The 19,017-nt window shown below is 55.7% G+C and carries 21 protein-coding genes; 3 read left to right on the plus strand and 18 right to left on the minus strand.

Annotation, left to right across the window (positions count from 1 at the left end; all coding sequences use genetic code 11):
* Positions 1-303: 303 nt before the first annotated feature.
* Entirely contained in the window at positions 304-732 is a 429-nt protein-coding gene (locus tag AC2FIB_RS00425) for a MarR family winged helix-turn-helix transcriptional regulator (protein ID WP_113788302.1), read from the plus strand.
* A gap of 156 nt (positions 733-888) precedes the next feature.
* Here the strand turns inward: AC2FIB_RS00425 and maiA are convergent, their stop codons facing one another.
* The 8 genes from maiA to AC2FIB_RS00465 all read right to left on the minus strand — a co-directional run bounded on the left by maiA (position 889) and on the right by AC2FIB_RS00465 (position 7,930).
* The gene (gene maiA, locus AC2FIB_RS00430) at positions 889-1,521 is read right to left on the minus strand and encodes a maleylacetoacetate isomerase (protein WP_496733574.1); all 633 of its coding nucleotides are present in this window, start codon (positions 1,519-1,521) and stop codon (positions 889-891) included.
* Between the two features lie 85 nt (positions 1,522-1,606).
* Complete coding sequence (locus AC2FIB_RS00435) at positions 1,607-2,152, minus strand: VOC family protein (protein WP_058274548.1); 546 nt, start codon at positions 2,150-2,152, stop codon at positions 1,607-1,609.
* A gap of 63 nt (positions 2,153-2,215) precedes the next feature.
* Positions 2,216-3,532 carry a TRAP transporter large permease gene (locus AC2FIB_RS00440; protein ID WP_058278629.1) on the minus strand — a complete coding sequence of 439 codons (1,317 nt, stop codon included), beginning with the start codon at positions 3,530-3,532 and terminating at the stop codon, positions 2,216-2,218.
* Positions 3,529-4,077 (minus strand): TRAP transporter small permease, encoded by a 549-nt coding sequence (locus AC2FIB_RS00445; protein ID WP_496732844.1) that lies wholly within the window; start codon positions 4,075-4,077, stop codon positions 3,529-3,531. Before AC2FIB_RS00445 ends, AC2FIB_RS00440 begins: the two co-directional genes overlap by 4 nt.
* 3 nt (positions 4,078-4,080) lie before the next feature.
* Complete coding sequence (locus tag AC2FIB_RS00450) at positions 4,081-5,115, minus strand: TRAP transporter substrate-binding protein (protein ID WP_496732845.1); 1,035 nt, start codon at positions 5,113-5,115, stop codon at positions 4,081-4,083.
* A 16-nt stretch (positions 5,116-5,131) separates the two neighbouring features.
* Positions 5,132-5,323 carry a DUF2783 domain-containing protein gene (locus tag AC2FIB_RS00455; RefSeq protein WP_496732846.1) on the minus strand — a complete coding sequence of 64 codons (192 nt, stop codon included), beginning with the start codon at positions 5,321-5,323 and terminating at the stop codon, positions 5,132-5,134.
* A complete protein-coding gene (locus AC2FIB_RS00460) occupies positions 5,320-6,954 on the minus strand; it encodes an FAD-dependent oxidoreductase (protein ID WP_496732847.1) in 1,635 nt (544 codons plus the stop codon). Before AC2FIB_RS00460 ends, AC2FIB_RS00455 begins: the two co-directional genes overlap by 4 nt.
* 25 nt (positions 6,955-6,979) lie before the next feature.
* Entirely contained in the window at positions 6,980-7,930 is a 951-nt protein-coding gene (locus AC2FIB_RS00465) for an MBL fold metallo-hydrolase (protein WP_496732848.1), read from the minus strand.
* 166 nt (positions 7,931-8,096) lie between these two features.
* Between AC2FIB_RS00465 and AC2FIB_RS00470 the strand changes: the two genes are divergently transcribed.
* Positions 8,097-8,279 carry a hypothetical protein gene (locus tag AC2FIB_RS00470; protein ID WP_496732849.1) on the plus strand — a complete coding sequence of 61 codons (183 nt, stop codon included), beginning with the start codon at positions 8,097-8,099 and terminating at the stop codon, positions 8,277-8,279.
* 13 nt (positions 8,280-8,292) lie between these two features.
* Here AC2FIB_RS00470 and AC2FIB_RS00475 read toward each other — a convergent pair whose 3' ends face one another.
* From AC2FIB_RS00475 to AC2FIB_RS00510, 8 genes are all read right to left on the minus strand, one after another.
* A complete protein-coding gene (locus AC2FIB_RS00475) occupies positions 8,293-9,021 on the minus strand; it encodes a metallophosphoesterase family protein (RefSeq protein WP_496732850.1) in 729 nt (242 codons plus the stop codon).
* A gap of 43 nt (positions 9,022-9,064) precedes the next feature.
* Positions 9,065-10,120, minus strand: coding sequence for an aldolase/citrate lyase family protein (locus AC2FIB_RS00480; protein WP_496732851.1), 1,056 nt, complete (start codon positions 10,118-10,120; stop codon positions 9,065-9,067).
* A gap of 11 nt (positions 10,121-10,131) precedes the next feature.
* Entirely contained in the window at positions 10,132-10,932 is an 801-nt protein-coding gene (gene hpaH, locus AC2FIB_RS00485; RefSeq protein ID WP_496732852.1) for a 2-oxo-hept-4-ene-1,7-dioate hydratase, read from the minus strand.
* Positions 10,929-11,783: a fumarylacetoacetate hydrolase family protein gene (locus AC2FIB_RS00490; RefSeq protein WP_496841475.1), complete on the minus strand. Its 855-nt coding sequence runs from the start codon at positions 11,781-11,783 to the stop codon at positions 10,929-10,931. Before AC2FIB_RS00490 ends, hpaH begins: the two co-directional genes overlap by 4 nt.
* Positions 11,783-13,264 carry an NAD-dependent succinate-semialdehyde dehydrogenase gene (locus AC2FIB_RS00495; RefSeq protein WP_496841477.1) on the minus strand — a complete coding sequence of 494 codons (1,482 nt, stop codon included), beginning with the start codon at positions 13,262-13,264 and terminating at the stop codon, positions 11,783-11,785. The genes AC2FIB_RS00490 and AC2FIB_RS00495 overlap by 1 nt, the downstream gene beginning before the upstream one ends.
* Positions 13,265-13,288: 24 nt before the next feature.
* A complete protein-coding gene (gene hpaD, locus AC2FIB_RS00500) occupies positions 13,289-14,131 on the minus strand; it encodes a 3,4-dihydroxyphenylacetate 2,3-dioxygenase (protein WP_282170371.1) in 843 nt (280 codons plus the stop codon).
* A 164-nt stretch (positions 14,132-14,295) separates the two neighbouring features.
* Positions 14,296-15,804, minus strand: a complete 1,509-nt coding sequence (gene hpaE / locus AC2FIB_RS00505; RefSeq protein WP_496732855.1) for a 5-carboxymethyl-2-hydroxymuconate semialdehyde dehydrogenase — start codon at positions 15,802-15,804, stop codon at positions 14,296-14,298.
* Between the two features lie 3 nt (positions 15,805-15,807).
* Positions 15,808-16,206: a 5-carboxymethyl-2-hydroxymuconate Delta-isomerase gene (locus tag AC2FIB_RS00510; protein WP_496732856.1), complete on the minus strand. Its 399-nt coding sequence runs from the start codon at positions 16,204-16,206 to the stop codon at positions 15,808-15,810.
* A 106-nt stretch (positions 16,207-16,312) separates the two neighbouring features.
* Between AC2FIB_RS00510 and hpaR the strand changes: the two genes are divergently transcribed.
* Positions 16,313-16,753 (plus strand): homoprotocatechuate degradation operon regulator HpaR, encoded by a 441-nt coding sequence (gene hpaR, locus AC2FIB_RS00515; RefSeq protein WP_496732857.1) that lies wholly within the window; start codon positions 16,313-16,315, stop codon positions 16,751-16,753.
* Positions 16,754-16,786: 33 nt separating this feature from the next.
* Here the strand turns inward: hpaR and AC2FIB_RS00520 are convergent, their stop codons facing one another.
* Positions 16,787-18,139 carry an aminotransferase class III-fold pyridoxal phosphate-dependent enzyme gene (locus AC2FIB_RS00520; protein WP_496732858.1) on the minus strand — a complete coding sequence of 451 codons (1,353 nt, stop codon included), beginning with the start codon at positions 18,137-18,139 and terminating at the stop codon, positions 16,787-16,789.
* A gap of 35 nt (positions 18,140-18,174) precedes the next feature.
* Complete coding sequence (locus AC2FIB_RS00525; protein ID WP_496732859.1) at positions 18,175-18,954, minus strand: IclR family transcriptional regulator; 780 nt, start codon at positions 18,952-18,954, stop codon at positions 18,175-18,177.
* Positions 18,955-19,017: the final 63 nt, after the last annotated feature.

A 19,017-nucleotide genomic window follows, 5' to 3' on the forward strand; every position in this document is an offset into this window, starting at 1 on the left:
GAAGCTGACACAACGATCAACTTTCGCTTTTGGGAATTTGCGTTGCAGAACTGCTAAATTTTGCAAAGGTCGGTTCACGCTGGGAATCTGTCGTTTCAGCAGATTGCCGATCCGGAACCTTGATCCAGCGGATCCGCAGTCTTCTGGCAAGCAGAAAAAATCTTCGTAACAAAATTAAAGCACTGGGAACCGCGATTTCGTAAACTTCGGATTATAGTTTGCAAAACAACCTGCATAAGGATGGCGAAGATCAATGCAGGCAAATGTCGTTGCATGTGAAACAAAGCGGGATTATAGTTTCGTATGCAACTAGATTCCTTCTTTCCCTATCGCCTCGCCGTGGCGTCCGAAGCGTTCTCACGAAAACTCACGGAAGTATACCAGCGCGAATTCGGGCTATCACGGGAGGAATGGCGCCTGCTTTTTCTACTTGCCAATGCCAAAAGCCTGACCTCTCTCGAACTCTCGCAACGCACCACTCTGGATAAGGTTCAAGTCAGCCGAGCCGCGCAGAGGCTTGACGATAAAGGTTTGATAACCAGAGCAATTTCCGAAGAAGATCGCCGGATAAGAGTTTATCATTGTACGCCGGAAGGCCATCGACGTTTCGAACAGTTGCTGCCACAAGTCGATGCTTGCGCGCAAGGGATGCTGAATTCCATGTCGGCCGAGGACCGTGCAGCGCTGGACCGAGGCGTGACTGCGCTGCTTAAGGCCGCGTCGGTGACATAGGTACATAAGCCAATCTGCGCAACTCAAGCCATCTGGAGCGCAGGCTGTCGACCGGCGTAGAAATCTGTGTAGTCGGTGACGCGGAAGAGCATTGCCTTCTTGGTTGGGCTAAGGCCGTCGACCTACAATAGAATGAGGTCTGCCAGTGTATTTCTCTCAGGAAGCGTCGGCCTGATTTTCAGGTCGGGCGGCGTCGAAAGCGGGCAGAGTGAATGCGCGTTCTTCGATCTCAAGCAGACGGTCGAATGGAGCCATATCGACGCCCCAACGATGTGCATTGTAAAGCTGTGCGACAAGGCAGATATCGGCGAGGTCCGGCTTATCCCCAAAACTGAAGATGGTGTTAGCTGGCAAAAGCGCTTGGTAGGCATGGAAACCTTCGGTCATCCAATGCCGGAACCACTCGATCCCATCCTCAGCCGTAAGCCCGTACTGGGACTTCAGATGCGCAGTGACCCTAAGGTTGTTAACCGGATGAATGTCCATCGCGATGGTATGGGCCGCAGACTGTACCCGCGCACGCTCAAACGGGTCCTCCGGCAGGAACGGAGGTTCGGGTATGGTGGCGTCGAGATAATCGATGATCGCAAGCGATTGGGTGAGTACACGACCGTCCTCAAGGATCAGCGTAGGAACGCCCTTTCCGGGGTTCAGCGCGACATAGTCCGGCGCGCGCTGCTCTCCGGCAACAAGGTTGACCGGAACTGTTTCATAGGAAACACCCTTGAGATTCAGTGCGATCCGGACCCGAAAAGAGGTCGTCGAGCGCCAATAGCCGTATAGTTTCATGACTTCCTTGTTTTGTGGTAAACCGTCTCGGATTTTGCCAAAGATAAGTTTCCGCGCCGGAAACCGATCCGGCACGGGACGCCCGTCAGGCAGACTTGTTGAGTTCTTTGGCATGCAGCCAATCGGCATGTTTCGGAGCTTTCTTGGTCTTCGACCACTCGTCCAACATAAGCCATTTCACTTCGTCCATGCGCTCCAGCAGCGCTTCTTCTTCCGGGTCCGGGCAGGCCAGTTCGATACGATGGCCGGAAGGATCAAAGAAGTAGATAGAGTGGAAAATCGAATGGTCGGTCACGCCGAGTACTTCGACGCCATTAGCTTCCAGATGGTCCTTGAACTGAAGCAGCGTTTCACGATCCTTCACCTTGAAGGCGATGTGCTGCACCCAAATCGGGGTATTAGGATCCCGGCCCATTTCCGGCTTCGTGGGCAGCTCGAAGAAAGCTAGAACATTCCCATTCCCGGCATCCAAAAACAGATGCATGTAGGGGTCCGGCTCATGCGTAGATGGGACATGATCCTCGGCGATGGCCAAGATGAAGTCCATGTTCAGCATTTTTCCATACCATTCGACCGTCTCTTTTGCGTCTTTGCAGCGGTAAGCGACGTGATGGATCTTCTCGATTTTCATCGATTTCTCCTTTCCGAGGGTGCAGTTTTCAAGGTCAAGGCAACGTACGGTAGCCTCAGGCGGTTACATCAACCCCACCAGCCAGAGTGACAGTGAGGGTACAAGGATGAGCAGGGTCAGACGCAGGATGTCCGCGATCCAGAATGGCAGCACGCCGCGAAAGATCGTTCCGAGTGAGACATCTTGCAACACGCCCTTCAGCACAAAGACATTCATACCGACCGGGGGTGTGATCAGGCTGATTTCAGTGGCCACAACAACCACAATGGCGAACCAGATCAGGGCGTTTTCGGGATCGAGCAGGAGTTCATTGGCAAACTCAAGCTCAAACATCAGCGGGTAGAAGACCGGCACTGTTAGCAAGATCATCGACAGGCTTTCAAGCACACAACCAAGAACCATGTAGGTGAGCATGATGAACACGATGACCGCCCAGACCGGCAATTCATTGTCGACAACAAAGCCTGATAGGGCATCCGGCAGTCCGGCGTAGTTTATGAAGTTGGTGAACAGCTCGGCACCGATGATCACAGCAAAGATCATTGCTGTAGCCCGGATCGAATCCAGCGTAGCTGCGAAAAAGCTGCGCCAGGTCATCGTCCTGAGGGCAATGGCGATCAGGATCGAAGCGCCTGCACCCATTCCGGCCGCTTCAGTCGGTGTGAAGAACCCACCATAAATGCCAACCATGATGAAGAGAAAAAGGCCCAGCACACAGATCACGCCAATGACGTCAGCCCGGCTCATCGGTTCGGTGTTTTCCTCCTCCGGAGCCAGAGAAGGGTTCAACCGTACCGCAACCATAACCGCGCCAAGATAAAACAGCACACCAATGATACCTGGCACAATTCCCGCGATAAAAAGCTTGGCAATGTTGGTTTCGGTCAACAGTCCGTAGATGATCAGGATCACCGACGGCGGGATCAAAATGCCCAGTGTCCCACCCGCGGCGATAGAGCCTGTCGCCAGCCGGTCATCATAGCCAAAACGACGCATAGAAGGCATGGCAACTTTTGACATCGTGGCAGCAGTGGCCAAGGACGAGCCACACACTGCGGAGAAACCGCCGCAAGAAAAAACCGAAGCCATGGCAAGTCCGCCGCGCAGCCTGCCAAAAAGCCGATCGGCACCGGCGAACAGCCCGTGTGCCACGCCTGAGCCGGCCAACACGTTGCCCATGAAGATGAACAGAGGGATGACCGAAAGGGAGTAAGACAAAGAGGTGTCAAACGCCACTTGCCCTGTCATAGCCCAGGCAGGTTCCCATCCACGCATATAGGCAAACCCAAAGCCGCCTACGGCCGCCATTGCGAAGGCGATGGGCACGCGCAGAAGTATAAGTCCCAGAAGGATCGCAAAGCCGATCAGAGATTCAATCATGGGGCGCCCTCTAGGTGATCTTGATTGGTGTCGTGTTCGATGGGCGGTTGTAGCCCGCGCAGGAATGCGATGAACGCCGAAACCATGCAGGAGACCCCGGCCAGATAGCCGAATGGCGCCAGTGGAATCTCAAGCGCGTTGGTCACCGCGCCGTCATGTGCGGCCTTGGCCGCATGGGTGAAAAGCCGCCAAGAAAAGGTGGCTAACAGGGCTGCAGAGAACAGGCCTGCAAACGCAGACAAAAGACGTTGCGTCTTGCGTCCAAGCGCCAGATTCAACAGGTCGACCTCGACATGTTCACGGCGCTCTGTCGTCAGTGGTAAGGCCAAGAAAACAAGCGCTGCCAGGAGTATTTCAGTGAGTTCAAAGGCACCGGAAAGCGGTGCGTTGAACAGGTAACGCCCAACAACATCCACACAGGTGATGAGGACGAGGCTGAACAGGATCAGTGCGGCCCCGACACCCAGAGATCTGTCGAGCAGCAGCCCGATGTCCAGCCCCTCATCGGGGGGCTGGTCGGGGAAACGATGGCGAAGCCGCTCCATGGATCAGAAGTCCACGCCAGCTTGTTTGCGCATTTCTTCTAGCGCCGCCGCACCGTCGTAGCCGTCCGCCGAGATGGCTTCGGACCACGCTGTTTCTGCATCTGCTGCCTGTGATTTGATCGCATCAACGACTTCGGCTGGCGCTTCGTAGATTTCGATCCCGGCCTTTTCGGCCGCGGCGCTGCCTTTCTGGTCTGCACCGACCCAAGCTTCGCCAACCAGTGCGGCAAAGGCTTCACCGGAAATCGCCTCGATGGCTGCCTGATCCTCTTCAGAGATCTCGTTCCATTTGTCTTCGTTCATGACCATGAACCAAGTGGTGTTGTAGATGCCGCCGGGGACTTGCATCGTGTACTTGACGTCTTCGGTTAGCTTGAATGCAGCCAGAGCATCGTAGGGGAACGTCACACCGTCGATTACTCCGCGCGAGAGCTTTTCATACACCTCACCCGAAGACATGAAGAGCGTTGTGGAGCCGAGACCGGACATCAGGTCCGATATGTAGCCACCAGGAACGCGGATCTTGAGACCCGAGAAATCGTCTGTCTTTTCGATCTTACGGACATTGTTGTGCAACATGCCGGGTCCGTGCACAAAGAGCCCCAGAAGCTTGGTGCCCTCATGTTCTTTTTGCGCCTCCAGCGGGCCGGAATAGACATTCCAGAATGCTTTGGAGCCAGCAACGGCATCGTCACCAATGAACGAGAACTGACCGATCCGAGAGCGGGTGAAACGGTCATCTGTGGTAAAGGAATGCAAGCCATAGGTGATGTCAGCGATACCTTCGGCAGCCATGTCGTAATGTGCCGGGGGCGGGCCCATGGGCTTTGCAAGCACACGTACGGTCACGCGGCCATCGGTGACTTCCTTCACTTGCTTGGCCCAGGGTTTGATTGCCTCAACGACGATCGGATGGCGCGGCGGCAGCCAGCTCGAAAGCGCAAGCTTGGTCTCTGCCACGGTAGTCGTTGCGATTGACATTGCAGCGGTTGCAATGCCGGCGAGCAGCAGGGTGTTGCCCTTCAGTTTGATATTCATGGTATCCTCCCTTGGATTATGTGATGTCGGCGGCATTGAGCGCCTGGCTCAGGACGTCCCGGTCGCCGATGTGGTTGGCTAGGATCAGAATTAACCTCGCGTTGATTATATCGCTTTCGGCCTTGGTCTTGCCCTCATGCGTTGCCAGCAGGTCGGCGTAGAAATCGTCGGTTCCGTCGATATTCGGTGTCAGGGTCAGATCGCTCATTGGCTTACTTCCTTACCGGCCGCACGGCGCAAGGCAGTGCGCATCAGGGTTTCGTTGTATTCCGCTCGGCGGGCGGCGACATGCTGATCAGGGCGGATCAGGTAGACCGCCGAACTGGCTTCGCCGAGATAGCGTTTCCTGAGCTGACCAGTCGGGTCGTCGCGGGTTGAAAGAGCCAGGCGGCGTGCCGTGATGCCGTCCTCTTCCAGAATTTCAGGTGCTTCTGCATCGATTGTCAAAAGGATGAACTCATCACCCAGCTTCGACAACAGGTATTCATCGCCCAACGGGGCATCAGGGCAGGGGGCGCCAGGCTGCGTCCGTTCGGGACCGCCTGCCAGTGCGTCAGCGGAATTGAGTCCCGATCCACTGTACACGCATGGAACCGAGAGCCGACCTGAGTTGACCATCGGTCGTGCGAACTCAAACGTTCCGCTCAGGCTGAGCACGGCATCGCGAAATATCCGGCTGGTTTCTGATTTCGGCGTGATGAAATCGGTGGACCGTGTAGAGTTCATGATGTTTTCGTCCGCGCCATGAACCCGTTCGGTATCGTAGGTGTCAAGCAGGCTCTCCGGCGCTTTGCCTTGAATAACCAACCCTAGTTTCCAACCAAGATTGTCCACGTCCTGCATGCCGGAATTGGCACCACGCGCACCAAAGGGCGAGACTTGGTGCGCCGCATCACCAGCAAAAAACACCCGCCCCGAGCGGAAACTGTCCATTCGCTTGCACTGGAAGGTGTAGATAGAGGACCAGACCATTTCATAGTCCACATCCCCCAGCATCGCATCCAATCGGCGACGGATATTCTCTTCTTTAAGTTCTTCTTTGCGGTCAACATCCCAGCCGATCTGGAAGTCGATCCGCCAGACATCATCAGGTTGCTTGTGCAACAAAGCTGAGGCGCCAGAGCCGTGGGTCGGTTCAAACCAGAACCAGCGCTCAGTAGGGAAGTTCAGATCGCCTTTCAGTTTGATATCAGCAATTAGGAAGCTGTCCTGAAAGACGCGACCGCTGAAATCGAGACCAAGCATCCCACGCAGTGGTGAATTGGCGCCGTCGCAACCAATAAGCCAGTCCGCTTCAAGCGTGTAAGGTCCATCCGGTGTCATCACCGTCAGGGTGACGTGATCGTCGTGTACTTCGACGCTGTCCACACGGTTCTTGCCACGCAACTGGATCGGGGCACCCTTGTCCTGCAGCTCGCGCAGACGGTCAATCATGTATTGCTCGAAATAAGGCTGCTGCAGATTGATGAAGGCGGGGTATTTATGCCCGTCTTCCGGCAACAGGTTAAATTCGAATACCTTGTCATCGCGATGGAATACTTTACCGAGATTCCAGACAACGCCTTTTTCGAGCATCGGTTCGCCGCAGCCATAGCGGTCGGCCACTTCCAGACAGCGCTTTGCGAAACAAATCGCCCGACTGCCCATGCCGATGCCCTCATGATCATCAAGCACAACCACCGGAATACCTTGGCGGCCGAGGTCCAGGGCTGTGGCGACTCCGATCGGCCCGCCGCCCATGACCACAACCGGGTGACGCACCGGTGCGTCAATATCCTGATCGGGCGACTTCTCGTATGGATAGCTCTTGTAGGCGAGCGTGTAACGGTCATCAAACATTGGAAAATCCCCTCCCTTCAGGCTTTCAGCCTTGCAGTTGCTCCCACATTTCCAGATCCCGCTGCGCCGTCCAGATACGTGGTGTGTCGATGCCGCGGGCTTCGTCATAGGCGCGCGCAACATTGAACGGCAGGCAGTGTTCGTAGATCGCGTAGTCAGCGAATTTCGGGTCGCACGCGTCGCGTACAGCGTCCCAGGCATCTTTCAGGGTGCCGCCGCTAGCGGCGACACGAGCAGCCGGGCGATAGGTGCTTTCGACAAAATCCCGGGTGGACTCGATTGCTGCTTCAACCATGTCTTTTCCGAGCAGAGCATCACCGCGTCCGGGGGCGATAGCATCGACGTCAAATGCGGCGATATTGTCCAGAGTGCCACCCCAATCGTTGAAATGGCCGTCGCCGCAATAGCAGGCCGAGTGATACTCGACGATGTCACCGGTAAACATGACGTTCTGATCGGGGACGTGAATGACGATGTCACCGGCAGTATGGGCGCGACCAAGATGCATTAGATCGACGCGCCGGTTGCCGAGGTATACACTCATGCGATCCTTGAAGGTCGTGGTGGGCCAGGTCAGCCCGGGAATGCTTTCATGGCCTTCGAACAGACGTGGAAAACGCTGAAACTCACTGTCCCAATCTTCCTGACCGCGTTCGACAACCTGCGCTCGGGTTGTTTCGGACATGAGAACCTGATCTGCGCCATATGCTGAAGCGCCTAGAACACGAACCGCGTGATAGTGAGTTAGCGCCAGATGCGTGATCGGTTTATCGGTAACTTCTCTGACTTTCTCAATAACCTTGCCAGCCAGACGTGGCGTGGCCTGCGCCTCGACAATCATGACACTATCATCGCCGATGATCACGCCGGAATTGGGATCACCTTCAGCAGTAAAGGCCCAGAGCCCTTCACCCACTTCGGTGAAGCTAATCGTCTTTTCACCCAAATCTCCCTGAGATGCGAATGCCTTAGCCATTGTGTTCTCCCGAAGTATGTCGCTCGCGTGACTCGTTTTGTTTCATTTGCAACGAATATCGTTACATATGAAACTAAAGTCAATGCCGTTTCGTTTGGAGTCACGTGTTTGAACTATTGTTGCTGAGTGCATTCGAAGATTTTTCCGAAGTTGCCGGCGTAGAAAAATGTTGTCCATTCCAGCTATTATTGCCGCCAATCCTGCCGACCGTCGTAAAGAACTGCTGTTCCATAAAACGTCTGATGGACCCAATGTGGTGGTTCAAGGCTTAGCGATGACGGCGATCATGGTTGAGAAGCTTTTTAAAAAAGAAACGACATCGGCGACTCCACATTTTTACGCCATGTGAGTCAGAGTCTGTCTCAGTGGGTCACAAGTCTACGCCCACCAGCATCCAGCACACAGCATTTGGTGCCTTCGAACACGGCGGTGGTCAGGGCGTGGCCATAGCCTGCTCCTGTATCCAGATTGATACGGTTTCCATGATGTTCAGGTGCGGACACGTGGCTGTGGCCATGGACTACCAACCATGGATGTGGATCTTTATGGTTCAGGAATTCGTCACGAATCCATATCAGATCGTCGTGGTCTTGCTGCTCCAGTTTCACCCCGGGTCGAATACCTGCATGCACGAACAGCAATGCGCCGTCCTGATGGAACGGCTTTAGCCCGTTCAGAAAATCGATATGAGCCTGAGGGACGGCCTGTTTGGCTTTGGCGTGAACTTGATAGATTCTGTCCACGTTGGTGGCTTCAACCCCATAGGACTGCAGCGTTTCGATCCCGCCGATCCGAGGATGAAGCCAGTGATACCCGACCAGCAGGCGCGCATCATTGCGCGGATAGTCCTCCAGAAACATTGCGCACATCTGGTCATGATTGCCACGTAGAAAGACCCAGTTCTTACCGTCGGCGTTCCCTCGGACCAGCAGATCCAAAACCCCGCAACTTTGCGCACCCCTGTCCGTATAATCGCCAAGAAACACGATCTTGGCGTCTGGCCCTCCATCCCGTTCGATCCGGTCCAGTGCGTCTTCAAGCATCCCCAGTTGGCCATGGATATCGCCAATTACATAAACCGGATCTGACATGAGTGTTCCTTGTCGTCGTCTTCAGGCGGTAGTTGATTTGGGATCAGCCCACCCAGTCAATGCTAATGTCTTCGCGAAAAGCAAACCGTACCAGATGCGCTTCGATGACTTCCTGCCAGCAGGTCAGATCTCCGCGAGGGCCGGTTTCAGCCGTCAGCGAAAGGCTGGATTCACCCGCGACCAAGGTCAGCCGGTTTCCGCCCGGAAATTCCACGCTGCCGTGGTTGTCGTCAAAAGTCACCTGGGCCTTGTGGGACCAGTGCTTGCACAATTGCTGCAGGTACTTGCTGGCCGCTTCCGTATTGGCAACACCCGAAACGCTTTGGTCAGGTAGCAACGCCAAGGCTTCATCGGCGGCCCGGCGCACCGCCTGCGCGAACAAAGTTACGTCGATGTTTGTGGCCAGGAAGGTCGCCCCCAGATCCAGACATTTACGCTGCATGGCCGGATCAAGTGTCAGTATCCCGGCAAATTTGCCTGCCGCGACGACCCGAGTTATCGCGTCCAAAACGGCCTCGACCACTTCTGTATGACCAACATCACCGATATGGCCCATGTCAGCGGCCAGATCGGAGGGACCGAGAAAGACCCCATCAACGTCAGAGGCAAGAATATCGTCTAGTGCCTCTAACCCGGCGCGGTTTTCCACCTGAACAAGCAGGCAGATCTGTTCATCTGCCGTTTTCAGATAGTCCGGGATCGCCGCAAAGCGCGAGGCCCTGGCCAACGCCGAACCCACGCCCCGAACTCCGTGGGGCGGGTATCGCACCGCCCGTACCAAATCCCGTGCCTGATCTCCGCTTTCGACCATCGGCACCAGAATATTCTGAACGCCGGCATCGAGGTATTGCTTGATCATCCAGGTTTCACCTATCGGCAAGCGTGCGACCGGTTGGCTGCCGCTTCCTTCGATGACCCGCACCTGTTCCAGGATTGAGCGAAGATCGTTTGGGGCGTGTTCCCCGTCAACGAGCAGCCAGTCGAACTGGGACGTGGCCGCGATTTCAGCGGCATAGGTGTCGGCCATTCCAATCCAGCAGCCGACCTGCGGCTGACCAGCCTGCAGCGCGGCCTTGAAAGCGTTTAGTGGCGCAGGCATCCCGGCCTCCTTTAGGCAAAGTTGATATCGACCGAGCCAAATGGCCCGAAATCAGCATGGATTTCGGTGCTCGGCGGGCATTCGACGGGTCGAATAAAACTACCAGACAAGATCACCTGACCCGGTTCTATGCTCTGGTCGTACTGCGCCATACGACGGGCCAGCCAGACGACGCTTTCGACCGGGTCGTTCAGAACACCCGCGCCCAGACCGGTTTCCTCGATCTCACCATTGCGGAAGGTCAGTGCCCCGACCCAACGCAAATCAAATGCATCTATCGAATGACGTTCGGGGCCCATCACGATGCCGGCATTGGCGGCGTTGTCGCTTATTGTGTCAAAGACTGTACGTGTTTGTCCGGTCGCGAGGTCGACACGCTGAATACGCGTGTCGAGGATTTCAATCGAAGGCGCGACGTAATCCGTGGCGGCAATGATGTCGGCACGGGTGATGTTCTCTCCGCCTACCGCAGATTTCATGACAAAAGCAATCTCGGCCTCGATCCGGGGCTGGATGAACCGGCCCGCAGGAACGGTTTCGCCGTGATCGAACTTCATATCATCGAACAAAATTCCGCTGTCGGGAATATCGATATTCAGCGCATATTGCATCGCTTTAGAGGTCAGCCCGATTTTCCAGCCGATCACCTTGCGCCCTTCGGCCAATTTTTTTCTATAAATGGCGTTCTGCACCTCATAGGCGTCGCTCATCCCCATTTCGGGATGGCGCAGTGTCAGAAGGCCAATCTGTTCGTGCGAACATTCAGCCTGCAATAAGTCGGCTGCGGCACGGGCATGATCTTCGGGGGTCATACCTGTTCGTCCTCGACTGTGTTGCGCAGCGTTCCAATGCCCTCGACTGAGATTTCCACTACGTCACCCGGTTCCAGGTATTTTGGTGGATCAAACCGCGCTCCCGCACCCGTCGGGGTGCCGGTGACGATGATGTCACCGGGCAGAAGCGTCATGAAGGTCGAAATATATTCGATCTCGCGCCTTATCGGGAACATCATGCGATTCAGCGTATCGTCCTGGCGCAATTCACCATTCACATGGGTCTGAATTCGGGCATCGTCCAACTGGGCCGCTTCCGTGAATGGCACTAGCCACGGGCCGATGGCACCGGAATTGTCCCAGTTCTTTCCCTGCGTGACGTTGAACTTGGCATGGCGCACCCAGTCGCGGATTGTGCCTTCGTTACACAAGGTCAGGGCTGCGATGTGGTCATAGGCATCTTCCTGCGAAATTCGCCGACCGGATTTGCCAATCACGATAACGACCTCGCCTTCGTAATCCAGCGTGTGGTTTTCCGGAGGACGGATCAGCGGGCGGTCGTGCCCGATGAAACCGCTGGCAAAGCGCGGAAACAACGACATGTATTTCGGCTGTTCGCTGCCGTCTTTGTATTCGGCGTTGCGGTCGGGAAAGTTCACTCCGACGCAGAGGATGCGGCGGACATCCGGCATCACCATCTCGTAAGTGAATTCCTTGTGGGTTACTTCGCGGCCTACCGCGGCCTCGGTCAACTTTTCAAACGTGCCCGCGGCGATCACCTCATAAAGGCTGGCCTGATCGGGAAAGGCGTCGTTTAGTGCAATTGCACCGTCCTTGGTGATCGCGCCGAAAAAAGTTGCTCCGTTTGCGGTGAAAGTTGCAAAGCGCATCAGGCCTCCTCGGCGGCGTCAATGCCACCCATGCACAAGTATTTGAGTTCCATGAAGTCATCCAGCCCATGGCGCGACCCCTCGCGCCCCAGACCTGACATCTTAACGCCTCCAAAGGGCGCTTCAGCAGTTGAGATCAGGCCGGTGTTGATCCCGACCATGCCATATTCCAATGCTTCGGACACGCGCCAGACACGGGCCATGTCGCGTGAATAGAAGTACGAAGCGAGGCCGAATTCGGTATCATTGGCGGCTGCGATAACTTCAATTTCCCTGCCGAATTTGAACAAAGGCGCGACTGGGCCGAAGGTTTCCTCGGTCGCCACCGCCATGTCTGCGGTCACGCCAGTCAGGATGGTCGGCTCGAAAAAAGTGCCGCCAAGGGCGTGCGGCTTGCCGCCCAGTGTGACTGTTGCACCCTTGGCGGTTGCGTCTTTGATATGCTCAGACACTTTCGCGACTGCGGCTTGATCGATTAGTGGGCCAAAGACGGTGCCCTCGTCAAAGCCGTTTCCAGTCGGCAGTTTTGCGACCTTAGCGGCCAGTTTTTCGGCGAACGTGTCGTAGACCCCAGACTGGACATAGATGCGGTTGGCGCAGACGCATGTCTGACCGTTGTTTCGGAACTTGGCGATCACTGCCCCTTCGACTGCCGCGTCCAGATCTGCGTCGTCAAACACGATGAACGGCGCGTTGCCGCCCAATTCCAAACCTAGTTTCTTGATCGTAGGTGCGCATTGCGCATAAAGCATCGCGCCGATTTCGGTGGACCCGGTAAAGGTCAGTTTCTGCACGATTTTGCTCGAGGTCATCTCACCTCCGATGGCGCGCGCTGATCCAGTGATGACCGAGAATAATCCCGCAGGCAACCCGGCTCGCTCGGCCAGAACTGCCAGCGCGATAGCCGAGAATGGCGTCTGGCTGGCAGGTTTGAGCACCATGGAACAGCCTGCCGCCAATGCGGGCCCCGCCTTTCGCGTGATCATGGCATTGGGGAAATTCCACGGCGTGATCGCGGCGACAACCCCGATCGGCTGTTTGATGGTGATAATCCGCTTGTCCGGCGCGTGGCCCGGGGTGACGTCGCCATAGGCGCGGCGGGCCTCTTCAGCGAACCATTCGATGAAGCTGGCACCATAAGCGATTTCACCCTTGGCCTCAGCCAGCGGCTTGCCCTGCTCGGCGGTCAGGATAGCGCCAAGATCATCCTGGTTTTCGATCATCAGGTCATACCAGCGGCGCAGAATTTGGCTGCGGTCCTTCGCTGTGAGCTTGGCCCAGCCCTTCTGTGCACGGTGCGCTTCGGCGATTGCTTCGGCCGTTTCGGCCGCCCCAAGATTGGGGACTCGTCCGATTAGATCACCAGTTGCCGGGTTGGTCACTTCCAGAGTGGTGGATACCTCAGTGGCACCGACCCATTTGGAGCCAACCCGCGCTGCTTCGATAAGCAACGTGGGGTCGTTGAGACGTAAGTCTGTCATTTGCAGGATTCCCGTGTCTCGGCCTCAGACCGAAAAGCTGATATTTGCCTGACCCGTTCCGGAACTACCGAAATACGGGGTGTAGATGTCGATCTCGCCTTTGTAACTGCCCCATCCCAACGCACCGAACAGCAGCGCAGTGTCGTTCATCGCACACTCGCCCGTACATTTCTTGGCGTAGTCAGGCAAAAGGTCCAAGAATTCTTCGAACCGGCCCTGTTCCCACAATTCGAGAACGCGCATATCCATCTGGCGGTTGAACTCGCCATTCACTGCGTTCAGACCCTCGACCGAGCGCTCATTCGGCGTGAAGTCATGACTTAGAGACCCGGAGGCCAGAATAGAAACATTGCGGTTCGAACGCCGGATGCCTTCGGCGATGGCTTCACCCCAAACGCGGTTCTCGGCGATTGACGAGAACTGGTTGACCGCAACTGGCAGCACCCGGGCATTCACATCGTCATTGATAAAATGCATCGGCAAAAGGGTACCGTACTCCATTCCCATGTCGGGATGCGAATGACCCAGTGCCCGTTCCCCACGCTCTCTCAGAACGTCAAGGATGGTTTCACCAAGGTCGTGATCACCGCGATAGTCGAACTCCATATCCGCCAGCATGTGCGGCAGTTCATGGCTAATAAAACGCCCCTTGTGGCGCTCTTTTGTGTTCAGGTGAAAGCCCTGATTGGTGATCCAATGTGTATCGAACACGATGAAGGTGTCGACCTCGCGGTCAATCGCGTCCTGACGCAGACGTGCGTAGCCATCTATCGCAGGTTGCCGGATACCTTTGTATTTCGGCATCGTGTGGGACATCCAGATGCTGGGCACATGTGTGATCTTAGCAGCCTGTACAATCTTTCCCATGACAGTTCCTCCTCACTTAAGGTGGCGTCTGACCGCTTTGGAAGGGAGAGCGGACGACCAGACGTCGTTTGGTCCGACTCTCAAAGAGTTCATGGACCATAGATGTGCGCGCGTATCTTATCTTTTTTCGAGCGGCACCTTGTCCAGACGTCGCTCGAGAGGCGTTACTTTCCCAACTGCATAATCTTGTGCTGACCAGTGGCAAAGCCCACGTGTTTCTGCTCCATATAGAAGTCAAAGCTCCAATCACCGCCGTCGCGACCGATACCTGACGCCTTTACCCCGCCAAAAGGCGTGGGCAGGTGACGAACATTTTCCGAGTTCACCCAGATCATCCCTGCTTCTAACTTATCGGTAAAGCGCAGGGCACGTGTAAGATTGTTGGTCCAGACATAGCCGGTTAACCCATAGGGCGTGTCATTTGCGATCTGCAGCGCTTCTTCTTCGGTCGAGAATGGAATGGAAGTTAGCACGGGGCCAAATATTTCCTCTCGCGCGATGCGCATGTCGTTGTTGGCATTGGTAAACAATGTTGGGCGTACGAAAAATCCGCCATCACCAACCTTGACCCCACCGGCCGCGACGGTCGCACCATCCTCTTTTGCGATGTCAAAGTATGAGGTCACTTTGTTGTAATGCTCCTCAGTGACCAGCGGGCCGATCTCGGTCTCAGGGTCCAGGGGGTGCCCGACCTTGATGTTGTTCACACGCTCGACCAGTTTGGCCTCGAATTCTTCCTTGATAGAGTCCTGCACCAGCAGCCTCGAGGACGAGGTGCAGCGCTCACCGTTGATCGAGTAGATCATGAAAATCACCGCATCCAGAGCCCGGTCCAGATCGGCGTCATCAAACACGATAACGGGGTTCTTACCGCCCAGTTCCAGGTGCATCCGCTTGAGCGTATCGGCGCCCTGCTTTGTGATGAGGCTGCCTGTCCGGCTTTCTCCGACAAATGCGATGGCTTTGATCAAGGGGTGCTCTGTGAGCGCCTTACCGGCATCAGGGCCAAAACCGTTCACGGTATTCAGCACGCCCTTGGGCAACCCTGCCTCTTCGGCAATTTCCACCAATAGGCGGGCGGACAAAGGTGAGTCTTCGGCTGGTTTGTGGACCACGGTGCAGCCCGCGGCCAGAGCTGGCGCGATTTTCCAAGTCGACAGCATGAAGGGCGTGTTCCACGGAGTGATCACACCAACCGGGCCGATAGGTACACGAGTGGTGATATTCATCAACGTCGGCGATTTCAGGTGTTGCCCGTCGCGAGCCTGCACGACTTGATCCGCAAAGTAGCGAAAATTCTCGGCACCGCGCAGCGCCGCCTTGGACATGAACCGTAATGTTTGGCCCGTATCCCAACATTCACACAGCGCAATTTCTTCTGCCCGGGATTCGATGGCGTCGGCTACATTCAGCAGGATCCGGCGGCGTTTGGTGGCGGGCATGTCGCGCCATTCAGTAAAGGCGGCATGGGCCGCTTTGACCGCTGCGTCGATATCGCCGGACGTACCGTGCGCAACGTCGCAGATTACTGATTTATCCACCGGAGAGGTGGATTGGAAAACACCCGCTGCGCCATCCCGGTCTTCGCCTGCGATACGGTTCTTGATGCCCGTTTCTTTGAACCGGGCTAGAAAGCCTGCCAGTTTCTCGATATTCGTATCCAGTACGCTCATGCGTCAGGTCTCCTGCTTTGTCGCAGCCAAATGATTCCGGATTGTGCCGGTCTTGGGCGAAAGGTCTGGGTCGATGTCACGCATCTCTAGTGAAAGCGCGATAGAGTGTTTCGAGAAGGCCGGTTCCAGATACGCTTCAACCGCGTCAAAGATACGCTGTGCGGCGTCCTTCTTAACGTCGTCAGGACGGCCAGCGCGAAGGCGGATTGAGATGTCCACAAAGCCATGCTTGGGATTTCCATCCGCAATGGCAAAATAGTCGACACGCGTGGCGCGGACGCGAATTCCCGGCATTGGAAAAGCCTCAATCCCCGCAGCGGTGTCTCGTATGCATTCGCACAAGCCACCGATGTCGACCCGATCGTCCAGATTGCCGGAGTATTCGACGTGGAAGTGTGGCATGACCTCTCCTTTACTACTTAACATGTTTAGTAAATTGCATCGCGACCGTCAAGAACTTGCTTTGTTAATCTTTGCAATTCCTGAAATGGCGTTCTAGAAGGCTGGAATGAAACGACAAAGCCATACCACGAGAACCTCTCGCGCTCTTCCGATCGCCCTGCTGCGCGCACGCGAAACCGTCATGGCCCCAATTCGGGATATGCTGCAGGGGATACAGCTGACCGAGCAAAAGTGGCGTATCCTTCGTGTTCTGGACGAAATGGGCGAAGTGGAACAAAGCACTATTGCAAATGAGGCCTGCCTTTTGCTTCCCAGCCTGACGCGAATTCTACGCACGATGGAGACTGATGGGCAGATATCCCGCCGTCAGGGCAGCACAGACAAGCGCCGCACCATGGTGAAGATCACCGATGAGGGGCGTCAAATTCTTGAAGAGAACCTTGCGACCTCGCTGGCGATTCACAATACAATCGAGGCGCAAATGGGGCAGGAAAAAATCGACAACCTACTGGATCTACTTGAGGAATTGCAGGCCGTAAAGGTGTGACCCCGACCTTGAAGACCGGGGCCAGCGTGATCACTACAGTCTCGCTAGTCCTGTATCCAGAGCGGACAGGATCTTGGCTACGTCATCAGACGTGATGACCAGCGGCGGAGACAGTATGATGTTGTTTCCAGATACACGGACCATCACGCCATCTTCATAAGTCGCTTTTTGAACCTGCAGCGGAAGATGTTTGGCAATTGGCGCCTTGGTTGCGCGATCCGAAACCAGCTCGAGCGCGCACATCAGACCTTCACCCCCTCGCACGTCACCGACTACGTCGTATTTGTCGGCCAGTTTTTTCAACCCGGAAAATAACTCATCCCCCCGTGCAGCTGCGTTTTCCCATACCCGCAGGCGGTTGATCTCGGCCAGCGTGGCCAAGGCTGCGGCCGCGCCAACCGGGTGCCCGGAATAGGTGTAGCCCTGATCGACAGAAGCTCTGCCGGTAGTGTCGCTTTCGAACACCTCCGCAACCGCGCCAGAGATCATTGCTGCGCCGAATGGGAAATAGCCGTTTGTGATGGCTTTGGCCGTTGTCATGATATCGGGCTGCACCCCCCAATGTCGCGCGCCACTTTCGCTGCCTGTACGCCCAAAGGCAGTAATGATCTCGTCCGAAATCAGCAGAATTCCGTGTTTCGAGCAGACCTCACGCACCATGGGCATAAAGCTCTGGTGCGGCGGAATCACTCCACCTGCGCCCAAGATTGGCTCCATGATGAATGCGGCCACGGTGTTTGCACCCTGGAATTCAATTTCGGCCTCCAGCGCTTTTACGCAAAGCTGCGCAAGACGCTCGGGGTCCGTCTCATCGAACGGGTTGCGATAGGTCCAAGGTGCTGGCACGTGGAAACAGCCCGGCATCATCGGCTCATAAGCCGCGCGGAACTTCTGATTGCCATTGACTGAGGCAGCCGCGAAGTGGGTGCCGTGATAGCCCTGTTTCAGGCTGATGAACTTGGTACGGCCAGCCTCGCCTCGAACTTTGTGAAACTGACGTGCAAGTTTCAGCGCGATCTCAACCGAATCCGATCCACCCGAAGTAAAGAATGCACGGGTCAATCCGTCAGGCGCAAAGAACTGCGCCAATTCATAAGACAATTCGATCGCCTTGTCGTTGCTGGTGCCGCGAAAGGTTGAATAATAGGGCAACGCGTTCAGTTGATCGGTGATGGCCTGCTTCACCGGATCACAGGAATAGCCCAGATTGACGTTCCATAAGCCACCCACAGCATCCAGCGCCTTGTGACCATCTACATCAATGATGCTGACCCCTTCACCTCCGGTCAGAATGGTCGGCGGGTTTTTCTGGCTGTCGGCCGGGTGGGCCATTGGTTGCCAGAAATGTCGGGCGTTGTTTTCCTTCAGAAAGTTGGAGTCTTTCATGTAACGTGTCTCCGGAGATTAAGTCCGCCCGTCAATCATGGGTGGAATTCAGTTGGAAAAGTTTCGGGCATCTGGCCGCCAAAGTTTGCGGTCAGTTCTTTCGAAAGGGTGTGGAGTGAGGTCAAAATCAGCGGCTGTCGCGCGCTGGTTGCACGAATTTCGGGAACGGCAATCGCAATGGTTCCAATCGCGATCTGATCAATACCGAAGATAGGCGCCGCATATCCGAAGACACCATCTTCAAAGCTGCCATTACTATTGGCCCAGCCCGCATGCCCGATTTGTGCAACCCGGTCACGGATAATTTCCGGGTCCGTCATTGTTGCCTCGGTAAATCGGGTGAGCGTGTCGGATTCCAAGCGTTCCAGAAGGAAAGCGGGACCGAAGCTCAGCATACATAATCCGGAAGCAGTCGCGTTGACCGGAATAATTTCGCTAGGGTCGAGACTTACGCGAACGCTGTGCTGCGTGGTTTCAACCACCAATGCGGTTTGTAGGGTGTCTTTCTCAAGCAGGGTAAGGTGCAGGCTTTCGCCAACCTCATGCATCGCGGCCTGCATTTTCTGGCGTGCACCATCAAGGCCCGGCTTGGCAATTTCGCGCAGGGCGGCCAACCGTAGAGCAGCTGGTCCGATGGCATATGATTTCGTCTGCGGATTCTGCTCGATCAGGCCGAACTCTTCCAGTGCCCGTAAGTGGCGGAGGGCGGTCGCCTTGTTCAAACCAGCCAGGCGCGCAATGTGACTCAGCCCGATTTCCGGCCGAGAGCTTGAAAAGTACTCTAGCAATTTCAAGGCATTAAGTGCGGTGCCCATGTGTTTTGCCTCCTCCCGGTCAGGTTATACTTGACAGAATTAACTTAACAACGCAACATTATT

This window comes from Ruegeria sp. YTSA072 (assembly GCF_059610285.1).

Coding starts and splice junctions, on each gene's coding strand:
- hpaE (WP_496732855.1), bottom strand. CDS start 15,804: ATGAGCGTACTGGATACGAATATCGAGAAACTGGCAGGCTTTCTAGCC.
- AC2FIB_RS00495 (WP_496841477.1), bottom strand. CDS start 13,264: ATGACAGACTTACGTCTCAACGACCCCACGTTGCTTATCGAAGCAGCG.
- AC2FIB_RS00450 (WP_496732845.1), bottom strand. CDS start 5,115: ATGAATATCAAACTGAAGGGCAACACCCTGCTGCTCGCCGGCATTGCA.
- AC2FIB_RS00460 (WP_496732847.1), bottom strand. CDS start 6,954: ATGTTTGATGACCGTTACACGCTCGCCTACAAGAGCTATCCATACGAG.
- AC2FIB_RS00440 (WP_058278629.1), bottom strand. CDS start 3,532: ATGATTGAATCTCTGATCGGCTTTGCGATCCTTCTGGGACTTATACTT.
- AC2FIB_RS00425 (WP_113788302.1), top strand. CDS start 304: ATGCAACTAGATTCCTTCTTTCCCTATCGCCTCGCCGTGGCGTCCGAA.
- maiA (WP_496733574.1), bottom strand. CDS start 1,521: ATGAAACTATACGGCTATTGGCGCTCGACGACCTCTTTTCGGGTCCGG.
- AC2FIB_RS00510 (WP_496732856.1), bottom strand. CDS start 16,206: ATGCCACACTTCCACGTCGAATACTCCGGCAATCTGGACGATCGGGTC.
- AC2FIB_RS00455 (WP_496732846.1), bottom strand. CDS start 5,323: ATGAGCGATCTGACCCTGACACCGAATATCGACGGAACCGACGATTTC.
- AC2FIB_RS00480 (WP_496732851.1), bottom strand. CDS start 10,120: ATGCCTGCGCCACTAAACGCTTTCAAGGCCGCGCTGCAGGCTGGTCAG.
- AC2FIB_RS00435 (WP_058274548.1), bottom strand. CDS start 2,152: ATGAAAATCGAGAAGATCCATCACGTCGCTTACCGCTGCAAAGACGCA.
- hpaR (WP_496732857.1), top strand. CDS start 16,313: ATGAAACGACAAAGCCATACCACGAGAACCTCTCGCGCTCTTCCGATC.
- AC2FIB_RS00475 (WP_496732850.1), bottom strand. CDS start 9,021: ATGTCAGATCCGGTTTATGTAATTGGCGATATCCATGGCCAACTGGGG.
- AC2FIB_RS00520 (WP_496732858.1), bottom strand. CDS start 18,139: ATGAAAGACTCCAACTTTCTGAAGGAAAACAACGCCCGACATTTCTGG.
- AC2FIB_RS00525 (WP_496732859.1), bottom strand. CDS start 18,954: ATGGGCACCGCACTTAATGCCTTGAAATTGCTAGAGTACTTTTCAAGC.
- hpaD (WP_282170371.1), bottom strand. CDS start 14,131: ATGGGAAAGATTGTACAGGCTGCTAAGATCACACATGTGCCCAGCATC.
- hpaH (WP_496732852.1), bottom strand. CDS start 10,932: ATGACCCCCGAAGATCATGCCCGTGCCGCAGCCGACTTATTGCAGGCT.
- AC2FIB_RS00465 (WP_496732848.1), bottom strand. CDS start 7,930: ATGGCTAAGGCATTCGCATCTCAGGGAGATTTGGGTGAAAAGACGATT.
- AC2FIB_RS00470 (WP_496732849.1), top strand. CDS start 8,097: ATGTTGTCCATTCCAGCTATTATTGCCGCCAATCCTGCCGACCGTCGT.
- AC2FIB_RS00445 (WP_496732844.1), bottom strand. CDS start 4,077: ATGGAGCGGCTTCGCCATCGTTTCCCCGACCAGCCCCCCGATGAGGGG.
- AC2FIB_RS00490 (WP_496841475.1), bottom strand. CDS start 11,783: ATGCGCTTTGCAACTTTCACCGCAAACGGAGCAACTTTTTTCGGCGCG.